General features: G+C 48.0%; 10 protein-coding genes, 1 pseudogene and 1 riboswitch. Of the genes and pseudogenes, 4 read left to right on the forward strand and 7 right to left on the reverse strand.

The window, feature by feature from the left end; all coding sequences use genetic code 11:
* Positions 1-38: 38 nt before the first annotated feature.
* From DWZ67_RS00520 to DWZ67_RS00540, 5 genes are all read right to left on the reverse strand, one after another.
* The gene (locus tag DWZ67_RS00520) at positions 39-1,301 is read right to left on the reverse strand and encodes a carboxypeptidase-like regulatory domain-containing protein (RefSeq protein WP_120137958.1); all 1,263 of its coding nucleotides are present in this window, start codon (positions 1,299-1,301) and stop codon (positions 39-41) included.
* 233 nt (positions 1,302-1,534) lie between these two features.
* Positions 1,535-2,563 carry an iron ABC transporter permease gene (locus tag DWZ67_RS00525; RefSeq protein WP_016272786.1) on the reverse strand — a complete coding sequence of 343 codons (1,029 nt, stop codon included), beginning with the start codon at positions 2,561-2,563 and terminating at the stop codon, positions 1,535-1,537.
* Positions 2,564-2,646: 83 nt separating this feature from the next.
* Entirely contained in the window at positions 2,647-3,780 is a 1,134-nt protein-coding gene (locus DWZ67_RS00530) for an ABC transporter substrate-binding protein (protein WP_044468140.1), read from the reverse strand.
* 5 nt (positions 3,781-3,785) lie between these two features.
* Positions 3,786-4,904, reverse strand: a complete 1,119-nt coding sequence (locus DWZ67_RS00535) for a YncE family protein (RefSeq protein ID WP_016272788.1) — start codon at positions 4,902-4,904, stop codon at positions 3,786-3,788.
* Between the two features lie 53 nt (positions 4,905-4,957).
* Positions 4,958-6,973, reverse strand: coding sequence for a TonB-dependent receptor plug domain-containing protein (locus tag DWZ67_RS00540; protein ID WP_120138127.1), 2,016 nt, complete (start codon positions 6,971-6,973; stop codon positions 4,958-4,960).
* Between the two features lie 58 nt (positions 6,974-7,031).
* Positions 7,032-7,231, reverse strand: a riboswitch (cobalamin riboswitch).
* A 100-nt stretch (positions 7,232-7,331) separates the two neighbouring features.
* Here DWZ67_RS00540 and DWZ67_RS00545 point away from each other — a divergent pair.
* Both DWZ67_RS00545 and DWZ67_RS00550 read left to right on the forward strand, forming a co-directional pair.
* Entirely contained in the window at positions 7,332-8,564 is a 1,233-nt protein-coding gene (locus DWZ67_RS00545; RefSeq protein ID WP_005832678.1) for a Cof-type HAD-IIB family hydrolase, read from the forward strand.
* A gap of 246 nt (positions 8,565-8,810) precedes the next feature.
* Positions 8,811-9,246, forward strand: a pseudogene (locus tag DWZ67_RS00550) (HTH domain-containing protein); the annotation flags it as partial.
* Positions 9,247-9,339: 93 nt separating this feature from the next.
* Here DWZ67_RS00550 and dnaK read toward each other — a convergent pair.
* The gene (gene dnaK, locus DWZ67_RS00555) at positions 9,340-11,259 is read right to left on the reverse strand and encodes a molecular chaperone DnaK (RefSeq protein ID WP_005831748.1); all 1,920 of its coding nucleotides are present in this window, start codon (positions 11,257-11,259) and stop codon (positions 9,340-9,342) included.
* Between the two features lie 445 nt (positions 11,260-11,704).
* Between dnaK and DWZ67_RS00560 the strand changes: the two genes are divergently transcribed.
* Together DWZ67_RS00560 and DWZ67_RS00565 are read left to right on the forward strand one after the other, a co-directional pair.
* Positions 11,705-13,105: an MATE family efflux transporter gene (locus tag DWZ67_RS00560; RefSeq protein ID WP_120138128.1), complete on the forward strand. Its 1,401-nt coding sequence runs from the start codon at positions 11,705-11,707 to the stop codon at positions 13,103-13,105.
* Positions 13,106-13,158: 53 nt separating this feature from the next.
* Positions 13,159-13,734, forward strand: coding sequence for a Crp/Fnr family transcriptional regulator (locus DWZ67_RS00565; protein ID WP_005831755.1), 576 nt, complete (start codon positions 13,159-13,161; stop codon positions 13,732-13,734).
* 81 nt (positions 13,735-13,815) lie between these two features.
* Here the strand turns inward: DWZ67_RS00565 and DWZ67_RS00570 are convergent, their stop codons facing one another.
* The gene (locus DWZ67_RS00570) at positions 13,816-14,607 is read right to left on the reverse strand and encodes an META domain-containing protein (RefSeq protein WP_005831757.1); all 792 of its coding nucleotides are present in this window, start codon (positions 14,605-14,607) and stop codon (positions 13,816-13,818) included.
* Between the last annotated feature and the right edge of the window lie 34 nt (positions 14,608-14,641).

The raw sequence follows: 14,641 nt of genomic DNA on the forward strand, positions 1-14,641 counted from the left end.
TCTCGGTTGCTCCAAATATAAGGAAAACTATCAGATAATCAATTGGATTGTTTCCGCAATTTGCTGACTGCATTCTCCAGGGATTCCGTAGGTTCTATGATATTGTAGTTCCTCCAGAAGTCTTCGTTCCAGTACTCATCCACCAGGTCGTAGAATACCTGCCTCCGTTTGAAGGTGTTCTTGTTGGAGATGCCGGAGAGAGGGCTTTCCGTCCTGTCGGTCACCACCATTTCAGAGAAAGCGGTGTAGCTGGAGGAGAACAGCCTTTTTTTCCAGTCGCATTTAAAGCGGATGACATTCCGTATATAGTTCAGGTAAGTCTTGGCCCCCTGCTGCTTGTAGGTCACCAGATAGGTGACTTCCTGCGGGCGGAACCGTAAGCCGACGGGCTTCTTATGCAGAATGGCCTCCACTGCCTTCACCCGATTTGCCATGTCCAGGCCAAACTCGGCACGTGTAAAGGAAAGCCGTTCGTAGTCTATATACAGTTTCCCGATGAACAAGGCATACATCAGGCTGACCCGCGGACGGAAGCTGACCACATACTGCATGCGGTTATCCAAATTGACGGGGTCCTCCATACGGAATTCATAATAGTCCAGATTGTCCGTGCTCAACAGCGCATCGCCATTCTTCACAATATCCAGATAAAGGGACAGATTGGGGCCTCCCACCACTTTCACAGCCAGCGTGTCACTCTGCTTTTGGCTCAGCAGGCGGCGGCCTTTCAGCAGCTGCACCTTGTCGCGGTCCACATCGCGGGAGTTATAATCCGTCTTATAGACATCCATCACTGCCTCGGACACGCTGATATAGCGGCGGCGCTTCTGCACGGTTTCCCGATAGAAGGCGGTCAGCATGTTGTCATTGCCAGAATAATTTACTGGAATTTTCTTGATGGCCTCTTCCACTATGACGCGGGGATTATTGCCATAGACCACAATCTCGCTCAAAAGATTGGGGGCCGGTATCATCCAGATGGTCAGCTCGCCCGTTTTTTCAAGTTCTTCCAGAGAGAGGTGTGTAGTGAGATAGCCGATATGGGAGACTTCCAGTCCACGGAAAGCTTCCGCTTCCGCTACTTTCAAGGAGAATGTGCCGTCGGCATTGGTCACCGTTCCGATATTGTTGCCGACAACAGAGACGTTCACGTTTTCGAGTTTCTTCCTGCTGTCCTTGTTCTTGACCGTACCGGTGATGACGAGCTCGTTCACTGCCGCGTCCTGCGCCATCAACGGGGTGATACCCGAAGATAAGAATGCAAACAAACACCCAAGTGTAAATCCTACAAAGTTTTTCATAAGGCATGTTTTTAAGGGGTTTCTATTAATAAGAGCGGTGAGGAAGATAAAACCCTATAGAATGGAGAGAAAAATACAAAAAAAGTAGCACGTTGATAATCAGAGAGAAATTTTGCCAAGACATTGCCATAGGTTTGGCAAAACTTTGCCATGCCTATGGCAAAAGTTTGCCAACGCGGTGGCAAAGTCTTGCCAATAGTAAGGCAAAAACTTGTCAAGCTGTCGGCAATAGCTTAGTTGAATTGTTGGGGCTTCCGCTGGCTCAGAATAACGTAGATGATGACCGGCGCACCGATAATGGGCGTGACGGCATTCAAGGGGATAATACCCGCTTCGCCGGGCAAGACGCAAATCAAGTTGCAAAGCAGTGCCACTGCACCGCCACTCAAGATGGTGACCGGCAATAGGGAATTGTGATTGGCTGTCCCCAATATCATGCGGGCCACATGCGGCACGGCCAGACCGATAAAAGCGACTGGGCCACAGAAGGCGGTGGTGACAGCCGTCAAGAGCCCGGTGATAATCAAAAGCCAGTTGCGCACACGGCGGATATTTACACCTAGATTTTCGGCATAGCGCTCTCCCAGCAACAAGGCGTTCAGGGGCTTTATCAACAATAATGAGCCGAACAGTCCCACAATGGTGACCAGCGCAAAGGCCGGCATCTGCTGTAGGGAAACTCCACCGAAGTTGCCCAGCCCCCATATCATATAGGACTGCACCCCCTCTGCCGTAGCAAAGAAGTTCAGCAGGGCAATGGCCGAAGAAGCGATGTAGCCTATCATGATACCCGTTATCAGCAGCATGACATTGCTCTTTATCAGCGTGGAAAAGAAAAGGATAAGTGCCATAATCAGCATGGCTCCGATAAATGCGCCAAGCAGTACGGAGAAGAAGCCGGACAGACTGAACACCCCTGCCGTGATACTGCCGCCAAACAGCAGCATGACGAAGGCCACTCCCAGACTTGCCCCGGCGTTGATGCCCAGAATGGATGGTCCTGCCAGCGGATTCTTGAAAGCCGTCTGCAACATCAGTCCGCAGACAGCCAATGCGCCACCGCAAAGCAGCGCCGTCAGCGCTTGGGGCAAACGGGATTCCCAAAGGATGAAGCTCCAGCTTGCCTTCTCCCCCTCTCCACCGAGCAGGATACGGAAAACATCGGCAGGCGGAATCGAAACCGACCCCACCAGCAGATTGCCCGCAAAAAGCAATAAGATTACTACTCCCAACCCGATACCATATTTCCAGCCTTTACTCATAGTTACATTATTTAGCACACAGAGACACGGAGGCACAGAGTTTTCTATTACTTTCACAAAAGTTCCGTATCTCTGTGTGTTCATCACTCCTTCAGTCTGCAAAAATAGCGCAAACCTCCCAAATCTCCTATTTCGGGATGCAGAATCTGTATTAGGTCGGATAACAAATAATCGGGACGGAACGGAGTCTCCTCGTAGAAAGGAACTTTCGCCGTATTACAACCATAGACATTCCGGGTCTTGAAAGCCTTAAAACCGGTGTAGCCGATATAATCCGCCTCCAAATCAGCGTAGGTCATATCGCGGTCACGGTTGTACTTCACCAGCCAGACGTCGGCATCGCCCGCCTTGTCGAAAACGGTCTCGAAAGCCAGAGGAACAGAACCGCTGTGGGTATCGTCGGCAAAAGCGTAACGCCCGCAAGCATCCTGAAAAAGCCTTCCTATAGTGCTACGCCCTCCCGGAGCGTACCATGCCGAACCACTTTTCATCTCGCTGACAATGGACAGTGAGGTGGAGGAAAGCTTTGCACGCATCTTGAGGCGCCGGTAGCAGCTATCCACCTCGGCAAACAGACTGTCGGCTTGTGGCGCAGCCCCGAAGAGCAGCCCGTAAAAACACATCCATTCGGCACGGCCCAAAGCGGAAGTTTCCATATAGTCGGCACATTCGATGATGGGAATATCCAGTTTCTCGATACGGCCATAACCACCACTGTTCTCGAACGGAGATAGAAGAATGGCATCGGGATGCAGGTCGATGATACGTTCCATATCGGGATTCATACCATCGCCGCAATCGACAATGATACCCCGACGGCAAGCCTCGTGCACGGCCGGCAGCTTAATGTACTTCAGGTCGCAAACGCCGCCGATACTACTGAACACGCCCAGATTATCCATCAACCCGCAATGTACGGAAGAGTAAATGACCGATTTGGAGAGCGGGGTACGCACCACGGTACCTTCCGGAAGATGTGCCGGGAGTTCACGGTCTTTAGGAACCAGGATATAGGTATGCAGCGTGTGCAACGTATCCCAGGGATTGCGCAGGGTGGCAAGGGTATAGTCGGGATAGGACACTAAGGTAAGGTTCTCCGCATAACGTAAGGGAATGGTGTCACCGTCGGGCAAAGCAGAGGCAGTCTTGCCCCTTCCCCCGCAGGAGAAAAGAAGCAAGACTGCGAGTATGCAGATAAGAAAGCTGTTCCTTTTCATCGACATTAATTAAAGAAAACAGCGGAATTAGGATTGACACCTCCTGCATCGAACTTTTCTATGAACGTACCGTCTTTCTTGAAACGGTAGATGGTACCGTTCGTAATGAAATCGGAAGTACTGATATAAATATCACCGTTATTGTCGTTTATTGTCAACATATGCAATGTACTCGATACAAGTTCAGCAGGAGCATCTTTCAGGAAAGAAGCATTATTCATCTGTCCCGTCTTGATGTTGTAAGTAAAGAAAGTGTTGACAGTTGTAACCGGTTTAGTACTCCAGTCCGTCATTGAATTCACCAGATACAATATATCATTATTGGCAGCCATATAAGTGGCATTGCCTATCTTGGTAACCTTGTTGCCTTTGGCCGGCTCAATCATCTGCAGCACATAGCCCTCTGCAGAAGAATAATCATCAGAAATGAGGAACACTTTGTCGTCCTCTTCCAGCATTTGTGTATTGGGATTGGAAGCCACTGTCAATGTTTCCTTTAGTGTGAATGTTCGCAAGTCTATCACTTTAACATCATTGTGATAAGTATAGTCAGCAGTACAACTATTCGAAACATAAAGCATGTCCTCACAGATTGCCACACCTTCCAGATTGTCACCAAGTCCGGTCAATTTATCCACTACCTCCAACGTTGTCGCATTGATTTTAGCCACTGCTCCTCCCCAAAAGGAAGCATAGATATACCCATCCTCAGCATCTATATAGCGAATACCAGCACTGAGGTCGTTGTCGCCTACGAACGAAACACGTTTCAACTCCACACCTGCAGCATTCAGCTTGGTCAGATAATTAGAGCCATAAACGGCTATATATATTTCATCTTCATACTCAATCATGCTCTGACCAAGGTCACCCAACTTGGCATTGTTTTGGGTCTTGTAGATATCACTGATAAAATCCGCATCCTTATTGGGTGCATAAAAGGCAAGTCCTGCATTGTTGGCCCCTTGAGAGCCTTCGTTCAGAATATAGACACGCGTCTGCGGCAGTGTCACCTTCGACCCGTCATCATCCAGAGAATCATCGTCGTCGTCACTACAAGATACCAAAGAGGCACCCAAAGCAAGCATGCAGAGCATACCGAATAATAAACTTCTTACTTTCATAATCACTGTTGTTATCGTTTATAATTATTTCTTATTGTTTATAAATGGCTGACTCAAAACTTAAAGGTCCCCGTCAGCCGCCACGAACGGCCCGGCATAGGATAATATTTTATCACGTCATACTGTTCATCGGTCAGGTTTATAATCTCAGCCTGCAACCGGAGTCGGCAACTGCCCAAAGCAAACTCATGAGAGAGGCTCATCGTATGCTCCCAATACCCCTCAATCTCATTCTCCGGAAGGTTCTGCGACAAATAGTAGCGTTTTCCCACTCCCACCACCGAGTAGCCCACATTCACCCACGGCGTTTCCACAATGGCAGACGCATTTCCGCTATGGAGAGGGGTATAAGGCAATTGGTCTTTATAGTTCTTGGCATCGGCATCGGTCAGGTCAATGGCCTTCTGCCACGTATATCCGCCCGACATAACCAGTTTTATTTTTTTTGTCAAGGGTACAGTGGCGGCCAAAGTGGCATCCACACCTGCGGCATGTACCTTGCCGTAGTTTGCCATCTTCCACGCATAGGTGGTGGGAAAAGCCACAATCTTATCCGTCACATCGTTGTAGTAACCGTCGAGCGTAAAGGAAATATAATCGAACACAGCCCATCCGGATTTGCTCCATGTGATACCGACATTATATTCGTCCGCTTTCTCGGGCCGCAGATTGCGGTTGCCCAGCCGGTAGTAATAGAGGTCATTGAAAGTGGGCAGACGGAACGTACTCTTATACATCAGCCGGAGATACAGTGACTCGTCCTGCCACGGCTGCATGCTGACCGACAGAGAAGGGGCAAAACGATGGAAATCGTCGGGAGTCGTACCCTTCTCTGTATGCTCCGACGTGGCGGTATGCACCAACGAAGCGGTGGCCGTGAGCCATCCTTGCCGATAGCGTGTATTGAAAGCACTGATAGAAGTATATCTTGTGGGGAAAGGACATTCCGGCAAGCTGTTGCGTAGCTTGTTCATCACTCCGTCCTGCGCCAACGAAAGGGTCAAAGTTTCCAGAGGACGGTAGAGAACGGTCGCGGAGATATAATACTCGTCTTGCCGGTGATTTTCCCGATAATATCCGTCGGTATATTCCTTGCCTTCATCCTTATACTTGTTCCAGCCATGATTATACTTTGCCTGCGCCTGCAAACTCCATTGGGGCGAAAAATGCTTCCTATAACGTGCCTGTACAAAAGTATTCTCATCCCAAAGTGTCTCATCGGAAAGAGGATTATAGAGTGTAACCGCCCCCGGAAGTCCCCGACGGGAATAGAAGTAGTAGCCTTTCACATCCAGTTCACCGCCATCCTTGAACGTATGATAAAGGGTGGCTTCGCCCTGCCATGAATAGATGCCGGAGTTATTACGTTTCTCTTCCGTCACATATTTGCCATTGACCAGCGTAAAAGGATAATTCCCGTCCGCCCTCATATAACCGGCATCTACCGCCACGCGTGTACGACCGCCCAACTTCTGCCACCAACGCAGCGAAGGGCTGACCATTCCGAACGAACCGCCACGCACCCGTGCCTGGAAAGCGGCATTACGCCCATCGTCAAAATGAGGCTTTTCCGTCTCTATGCCCAGCACACCGGCCGATGCATACAAGCGGGCAGACTGCAACAAGTCCTCCGACTGCCCGATGGCGAGCGAAAGCATGGAAACATTGTCCAATGAAAAACGTCCGATGTCTATCTGCCCTGCCTGACAGTTGCTCACCGCCACCCCATCATAACTGACAGCCGTATGAGCCGCCCCCATATTGCGGATGGAAACCGTTTTCAATCCTCCAATACCTCCATAGTCCTTGACATTGGCACCGGCAAAGCGCCGCACGGCATCTGCCATATTCTGTATTCCCAACCGGCTGATGTCCTGCTGTGACATAGTCTGTACGGGTACGGCAGAAGTTACTTTGTTGGGTGACCGACGTGCTGTCACTGTCACTTTCTCTATCTGATGCACTTTCCCCGTAATCGTATCTCCCCCCACCTCCTGGGCAGAGAGCCGGAGTATACTTGCACCCAATGAAACAGCACAGACCAGTAATACCTTAGTCCTTCCTGACATAGAATAAATGAAGATTATCTTAAACCATTTGCGCACTGCCCACTTTCCTCGAATGGACAATTTTTCGACTTTGTTTTGCAGGTCTTCTGACTCGTTCCCGGTACATCGCCTTCCCGTTCTTTCCGAAGAACAGTGGCACAAGTATGATACACCGAGCATGGAACTCACAGCAGCGGGACTGTTCGGGACTTTCACCCGATTCCCTTTTCATCCGCTTCTCCGGATAGAGAACGCGGAACAAAACGTGGACAAAGATAGGATAAATAAAAGAAGTTTCAGTAAACAATAAAACGAATATTACCGTTTTAACAGTCATTTTTTTAACTTTGTAACATAATAACCCCAAAATCGAGTTGCCATGAAATATAAGTTATTGGTTCTTGATGTAGATGGAACGCTACTCAATGATGAAAGAGAAATTAGTAAAAGGACATTAGCTGCTCTGCTAAAGGTCCAGCAAATGGGAGTGCGCATAGTTTTGGCATCCGGTAGGCCGACTTATGGACTGATGCCACTGGCCAAAACCCTCGAACTCGGCAATTATGGAGGGTTTGTTCTCTCCTATAACGGTTGCCAGATAATAAAAGCACAGAACGGAGAAATATTGTTTGAACGACGCATCAATCCGGAAATGCTGCCTTATCTGGAAAAGAAAGCCCGCAAGAACGGCTTTGCCATCTTCACCTACCACGATGATACCCTCATTACGGATAGTCCGGACAATGAATATATAAAGAATGAAGCCCTGCTAAACAATTTGAAGATAATCAGGGAAGATGAATTCTCTACTGCCATAGACTTCGCACCTTGCAAGTGCATGCTGGTGAGTGACAAGGAAAAAGCTCTGATAGGGCTGGAACAACATTGGGAAAAACGCCTGGCAGGTACTCTGGATGCTTTCCGTTCCGAGCCTTACTTTTTAGAGGTGGTGCCCTGCGGAGTCAATAAAGCGAATACGTTAGGCGCCCTATTAGAGCATTTGGGAGTAACACGGGAAGAAGTCATTGCCGTTGGAGATGGCGTATGCGATGTGACCATGCTCCAATTGGCCGGCATGGGGGTAGCTATGGGACATTCACAAGATTCTGTAAAGGTCTGTGCAGACTATGTGACTGCATCGAATGAAGAAGATGGAGTGGCCCTGGCCGTAGAAAAACTAATATTGGCAGAAGTGCGTGCAGCAGAGGTGCCTCTTGATTTACTGAACGAACGGGCACGACACGCATTGATGGGAAACTTGGGCATTCAATACACATACGCTTCGGATGAGCGCGTAGAAGCAACCATGCCGGTCGACTACCGTACCCGCCAACCCTTCGGCATTCTGCATGGCGGTGCCACCCTTGCCTTGGCAGAAACCGTTGCCGGGCTCGGCTCCATGATTATCTGCGAATCTGATGAGATTGTCGTGGGAATGCAAGTCAGCGGAAATCATATTTCTTCTGCACACGAAGGAGATACCGTAAGGGCAGTGGCAACCATCGTTCATAAAGGGCGTTCATCCCATGTGTGGAATGTGGACGTATTTACTTCCACCAATAAACTGGTTTCCTCTATACGGGTAGTGAATAGTGTTATAAAGAAAAGATAAAATAACTGTTATAAACTACGTAATGTAAATGCATGAAGATCAAAAGGGAACGAGGGGGTTAACCAATTCCTCGGTTTTATCCTTACCTTTGTAAACTATATTAGAGAGTTATACCCGAACAACAAAAAGAAAACGATGCAGATACGCAACAATACATTGATAACGGAATGTTCAGCTTATGATTTCAAGGAAATGTTGGGACGTAAGAAAGTGAAGTCATGGCTTAAATCCGTGTCGGCTTTTGCCAATACGGAAGCATCTTCTTTCTTCACTACATTTCTATAATCTGAATTGGGGAAAGAACGAAAGAATACCCGTAGAAGAAGTGGCCGAAAGGGTAAACAGTCCCCTCAAAAAGTATCCTGCAAACGAAGAAAGTTCGGTCGAAAAGTTCGGTGTAAATGCGAAAATGTTCGGTGTAAACGACAAAAGTTCGGAGATAAGGTTCGGAGAGAGCACAGATGCCCCTAAAAACATAGGAAAGACAGCACAGAAGATTATCGATTTCGTCATTTCCGATTCTTCTATGTCAGCCGAAACTATGGCTTACAAGATTGGTATAAGTTCTCGTGCCGTAGAAAAACAAATTGCAAAATTGCGGTCTATGGGTATCTTATCTCGTGAAGGTGCGAACTTTGGTGGCTATTGGCGCATTGTCATTAATCCTCAAACTGAAAAATAAGTATATAAGACTGACTTGAAATTCAAAAACACAAGAGGCGTGCAACTTAATGGATTACACGCCTCTTTTTTCTATAAAATCACCTATTGCAACTTACTTCACTTCCTCAAAGTCAGCATCCTGCACATTATCGCCATGCTTTGTATTATCCTGAGCACCGCCTTGTTGCCCTGCATTCATATCAGGACCAGCTTGTGCACCACCCTGAGCACCGCTCTGGGCATACATTTCAGCACTTGCAGCCTGGAATGCCGTATTCAATTCGGCCATGGCAGAGTCTACGGTAGCCAGGTCTTGAGCCTTATGGGCATCTTTCAGCTTCTGCAAAGCAGCTTCAATCGGAGCCTTCTTGTCGGCAGGGAGCTTGTCGCCGAGTTCCTTCAACTGATTTTCGGTTTGGAAAATCATAGAATCGGCCTGGTTCAGCTTGTCTACTTTCTCACGCTCTTTCTTATCTGCTTCAGCATTGGCTTCGGCTTCGGCTTTCATCTTTTCGATTTCTTCCTTGCTCAAACCGCTGGAAGCTTCGATACGGATAGCTTGTTCCTTACCGGTAGCCTTATCTTTGGCAGACACCTTCAAGATACCGTTGGCGTCGATATCGAACGTTACCTCAATCTGAGGAATACCGCGACGTGCCGGAGCAATACCTGTCAGGTTGAACTGGCCGATTGACTTGTTCTGCGCAGCCATCGGACGCTCACCCTGCAATACATGGATGGTAACCTCCGTTTGGTTGTCGGCAGCAGTAGAGAATGTCTCGCTCTTCTTGCAGGGGATGGTAGTGTTGGCATCAATCAGCTTCGTCATCACACCGCCCATAGTTTCGATACCCATAGAAAGCGGAGTAACATCCAACAATACAACGCCCTTGATTTCGTCCGTCAAAACGGCACCTTGCACGGCAGCACCTACGGCCACCACCTCATCCGGATTCACACCCTTGGAAGGAACTTTACCGAAGAAATCTTCTACCAACTTCTGTACTGCCGGAATACGTGAAGAACCACCTACAAGGATTACTTCATCGATGTCCGCATTGTTCAGACCAGCATCGCTCATAGCCTTCTTACATGGCTCCAAACAAGCTTGAATCAAGTTGTGAGCCAGAGCCTCGAACTTGGCACGGGTCAACGTCTTCACCAAGTGCTTGGGCACACCGCCTACGGGCATGATGTACGGCAAGTTGATTTCAGTGCTTGTAGAAGAGGACAGCTCTATCTTAGCCTTCTCGGCAGCTTCCTTCAGACGTTGCATAGCCATCGGGTCTTGAGTCAGGTCGGCACCTTCGTCGTTCTTGAACTCCTGAACCAGCCAGTCGATGATTACCTGGTCGAAGTCGTCACCACCCAGGTGAGTGTCACCGTTGGTTGACAATACTTCGAACACACCGCCACCGAATTCGAGGATAGAGATATCGAATGTACCACCACCAAGGTCGAATACGGCAACCTTCATGTCCTTGTGAGACTTGTCAATACCGTAAGCAAGAGCTGCGGCAGTCGGCTCGTTCACAATACGCTTCACTTCAAGACCTGCAATCTGTCCGGCTTCCTTCGTAGCCTGGCGTTGGGAGTCTGAGAAGTATGCGGGGACGGTAATTACGGCTTCTGTCACTTCTTGTCCCAGATAATCCTCGGCAGTCTTTTTCATCTTCTGCAGAATCATTGCAGAGATTTCCTGCGGAGTATAGAGACGTCCGTCGATGTCTACACGCGGAGTATTGTTGTCACCCTTTACTACTTTATAAGGCATGCGGCCGATTTCTTTCTGCACCTGGTCCCAGTTTTCGCCCATGAAACGTTTGATGGAGAAAACCGTACGGGTGGGGTTCGTGATAGCCTGACGCTTGGCAGGATCACCGATTTTACGTTCGCCACCATCAACAAATGCTACTACTGAAGGAGTGGTGCGCTTACCTTCACTGTTTGCAATTACTACAGGTTCGTTACCTTCGAATACTGCAACGCAAGAGTTTGTTGTTCCTAAGTCAATACCAATAATTTTTCCCATGATCGTTATTTTTTTATTTGTTATTATTCTGTTTCGACGTCCGCCTCAGTGGCAGACGCCAATAAAAAGACAAACGTTGTGCCAAATTGTTCAGAGCAGCCGCAGATTTATACTTGTGGCAGTTTGTCTGTCAGTTTGGCAGAATTAAAATCATTTTTTCTGTCGGAAATTACCATTTGTTAATTTCCATTCCATTCAAAAGCTCTACTTTTGTCGCCCGAATCAGAGATAATAAAACATGAACAACATTAATCATTTTCCTTGCATACCTTTAACCGTTCCTCCATGGAGGAAATATTGTTCCAGCGTGGAGAAAATATCATTCCACCACGGGGGAAATATCGTTCCACCATGGTGGAACGATTAAGGATTAGTTAACATTGGGCTTAATCGTAGCAACGGAAATGATTGGTTTTCACATATTAAAGAAATAAATAAGATGAGTATGGAAAAGATGAGAGACAGTATCGACTTCAAGAACACGGACATCAAGACATTGTTCCGCAAACTATTGCTCCCTACTGTACTGGGGATGATTTTCTCCGCACTATTCGTTATCACCGACGGCATCTTTGTCGGAAAAGGAATCGGCAGTGATGCTTTGGCGGCGGTCAACATTGTGGCACCGCTATGGTTGTTTTCTACGGGTGTGGGACTTATGTTCGGCGTCGGCGCCTCTGTGGTAGCCTCCATTCATCTGTCACACGGAAAGGTCAAGGTGGCACGCATCAATATCACGCAGTCGGTAGTCATATCTTCCTTGTTGCTGATGTGCACCTCCACCCTATTCTGTTCATTTGCCCCGCAGGTGGTAAAGCTGCTCGGAGGGTCTGAACGGCTCACGCCATTGGCTGTGGAATACATGCTTTGGTTTGTGCCTTTCTCTCTGTTCACGGCATTGCTCAATTCGGGTATGTTTTTTCTGAGGCTGGACGGTTCGCCCAACTTCGCCATGATGTGCAATGTGGTGGCTGCCGTTCTGAACATCCTATTGGATTATCTGTTCATCTTCCCCTTTGGCTGGGGAATGTTCGGTGCCGCACTGGCAAGTGCCATAGGTACCACGGTAGGTGCATTGATGATAGTATTCTATCTGATGCGCCGCCGGTGCGCACTGCGCTTCCACCCCATTAAGATGAGCCGGAAAAGCATGCAACTGATGCGCCGCAACATTGGCTATATGTGCCGATTGGGTTCCTCCGCCTTCTTGTGCGAGGTGGCGATTGCCTGCATGATGTTTGTCGGCAACCAGGTGTTCATCCATTATCTGAAGGAAGACGGAGTGGCGGCATTCAGCATTGCCTGCTATTTCTTTCCTATTATATTTATGGTATATAATGCCATTGCGCAGTCGGCGCAGCCGATTATCAGTTATAACTACGGCCTGAACGAGAGCCAACGTGTCCACCGCACCTACTTGCTGGCACTGAAAACGGCCATAGGCTGCGGTGTATGTTTTGCCCTGGTCACAATATTCTGCAGCCCTGAAATTGTCGGTATGTTCATAGACCGCAGTTATCCGGCTTATGACATAGCGGTAAAAGGGTTGCCTTTGTATGCCACCGGCTTCGTGTTCTTTGCCGTCAACATCGTATCCATCGGCTATTTCCAGAGTGTGGAGCGTGCCAAGTATGCCACAGTTATCACCCTGCTGCGTGGTTTTATCCTGCTGACAGCCTGCTTTTTCGGACTGCCCCTGCTATTGGGAGACCGGGGAATCTGGCTTGCCACTCCTCTTGCAGAAATGCTGACAACCCTCTTTATCCTCGTGATTTACATATCCGGGAAAAAGGAGCATAAAGAAAAATCCGTATCTTTAGACAAGATGGGCTGTACCCCAACATAACTTTTTCATGCAAGCATAAAAGTCCTGTCTTCGGTTTACACTATCTTTGCAGCATGGAAACTATGATAAAGAAATTCTGCAAGAAGTATAAACTACCGGAAAACACTTTGCACGAACTTCTGTCACACATGGCAGAAGTTCGTTTCAGCAAGGGAGAACTCATTATCAGCGAAGGGGAAAGGAACAGCAACTTCTATCTTTTGAAGAAAGGTATCTGGCGCGCCTACTACCTGACAGACGGCACGGAAAACTCCCTTTGGTTCGCCGCACCGGGCGACACAGCTTTCTCATCGTGGGGATATGTGGACAGCGAGGTTTCCCTCATCAACATCGAATCGGTGAATGAAAGCATCGCCTATTGTATCAGTAAGCCTGAGCTGGAAGCCCTTTTTTCGCATTCCATAGACATGGCCAACTTCGGCAGAAGAATCTTTGAGCGGGAAATTCTGTCGGTAGACAGTTCCACAGTAGCCTACGGCACCCCTCCCACTGCCAAAGAAAGGTACATGACGCTGATGGAAGAGAATCCGGAACTGCTGCAGGATGTACCGCTCAAGTATCTGGCTTCTTATCTCTACATCACTCCGCAATCCCTGAGCCGGATACGCGCAGGATTAAAGAAAAAGTAAAAGACCTTTTTATGTCAAGATGCAAAAAAGGCTCTTAGCAGATTATTTCTGTAAGAGCCTTTTTTATTTCAACCTATCTTGTCAGTTCTTCACCAACACCATCACCAGGTTATTGTCAGCATCGTACAGCCCGATGCCTCCGCCTGCCAGCTTGCCAAAAGACTGAACGGAATTCAAGGCTTTCAGCACACGGCCTTCCACCTCCATATCAGGGCATGCCATCATGGTACTGATAACTTGCGGGAAAGAGATTGCCGACGGGTTTTCATCATCAACCTGGAAAGCGCCGTTAATCAGATTGCAACCCGCATTGCCGTGCAAGCGCTTTTCTGCAATATTAAATTCAATGAACGGCTGCTTCTCCATTCCGTCGGGAATAGCCTCGCCCGCAGCCTCACTAATTATCCACTTTCCTTCCAAATCAGACAACTTGGAAACGGATTCTTTCTTCTGCAACACGACTATGGGACGATTGGAAGCACCGCATAAAGCTATATTTTCCTTTCCCAGCTTCTTATACTTTTTCACTTTGTTCAAAGCCGACAATACATTATTTTCCACAGTCATATCCGGACAAGCCATACGGGTACTTGCCAAAGCGCCAAGGTCAATCGTACCGGGTTTGGCATTCACGTCAAACGAACCCATCATACGGTTGCAACCACTGTTGCCAAATACTTTTCCAGTCTTTGTGTCAAAACCGATATAGGGAAATTCCTGACCCGGAGCAGGGACTACGGCAGTACCATTCACTTCAATAATATTCCACTCACCGCTGATGGAAGAAAGAGTTGCAGCATTTTTGGTTGATGCACAAGAAGACAAGCCCATCAACACGCTTGCCATGCATAGGGAAACAAATACTTTTTTCATTGTTATTCGTTGTTTAAGTTAATTTATTCAAGGG

It is taken from the genome of Bacteroides sp. AF34-31BH, assembly GCF_003602795.1.
In the GTDB taxonomy this organism is placed as follows: domain Bacteria; phylum Bacteroidota; class Bacteroidia; order Bacteroidales; family Bacteroidaceae; genus Bacteroides; species Bacteroides uniformis.

Bases quoted from the DNA above. Each gene is read 5' to 3' on its own strand.
- DWZ67_RS00520 (WP_120137958.1), bottom strand. From the start codon at position 1,301: ATGAAAAACTTTGTAGGATTTACACTTGGGTGTTTGTTTGCATTCTTA.
- DWZ67_RS00525 (WP_016272786.1), bottom strand. From the start codon at position 2,563: ATGAGTAAAGGCTGGAAATATGGTATCGGGTTGGGAGTAGTAATCTTA.
- DWZ67_RS00530 (WP_044468140.1), bottom strand. From the start codon at position 3,780: ATGAAAAGGAACAGCTTTCTTATCTGCATACTCGCAGTCTTGCTTCTT.
- DWZ67_RS00535 (WP_016272788.1), bottom strand. From the start codon at position 4,904: ATGAAAGTAAGAAGTTTATTATTCGGTATGCTCTGCATGCTTGCTTTG.
- DWZ67_RS00540 (WP_120138127.1), bottom strand. From the start codon at position 6,973: ATGTCAGGAAGGACTAAGGTATTACTGGTCTGTGCTGTTTCATTGGGT.
- DWZ67_RS00545 (WP_005832678.1), top strand. From the start codon at position 7,332: ATGAAATATAAGTTATTGGTTCTTGATGTAGATGGAACGCTACTCAAT.
- dnaK (WP_005831748.1), bottom strand. From the start codon at position 11,259: ATGGGAAAAATTATTGGTATTGACTTAGGAACAACAAACTCTTGCGTT.
- DWZ67_RS00560 (WP_120138128.1), top strand. From the start codon at position 11,705: ATGGAAAAGATGAGAGACAGTATCGACTTCAAGAACACGGACATCAAG.
- DWZ67_RS00565 (WP_005831755.1), top strand. From the start codon at position 13,159: ATGGAAACTATGATAAAGAAATTCTGCAAGAAGTATAAACTACCGGAA.
- DWZ67_RS00570 (WP_005831757.1), bottom strand. From the start codon at position 14,607: ATGAAAAAAGTATTTGTTTCCCTATGCATGGCAAGCGTGTTGATGGGC.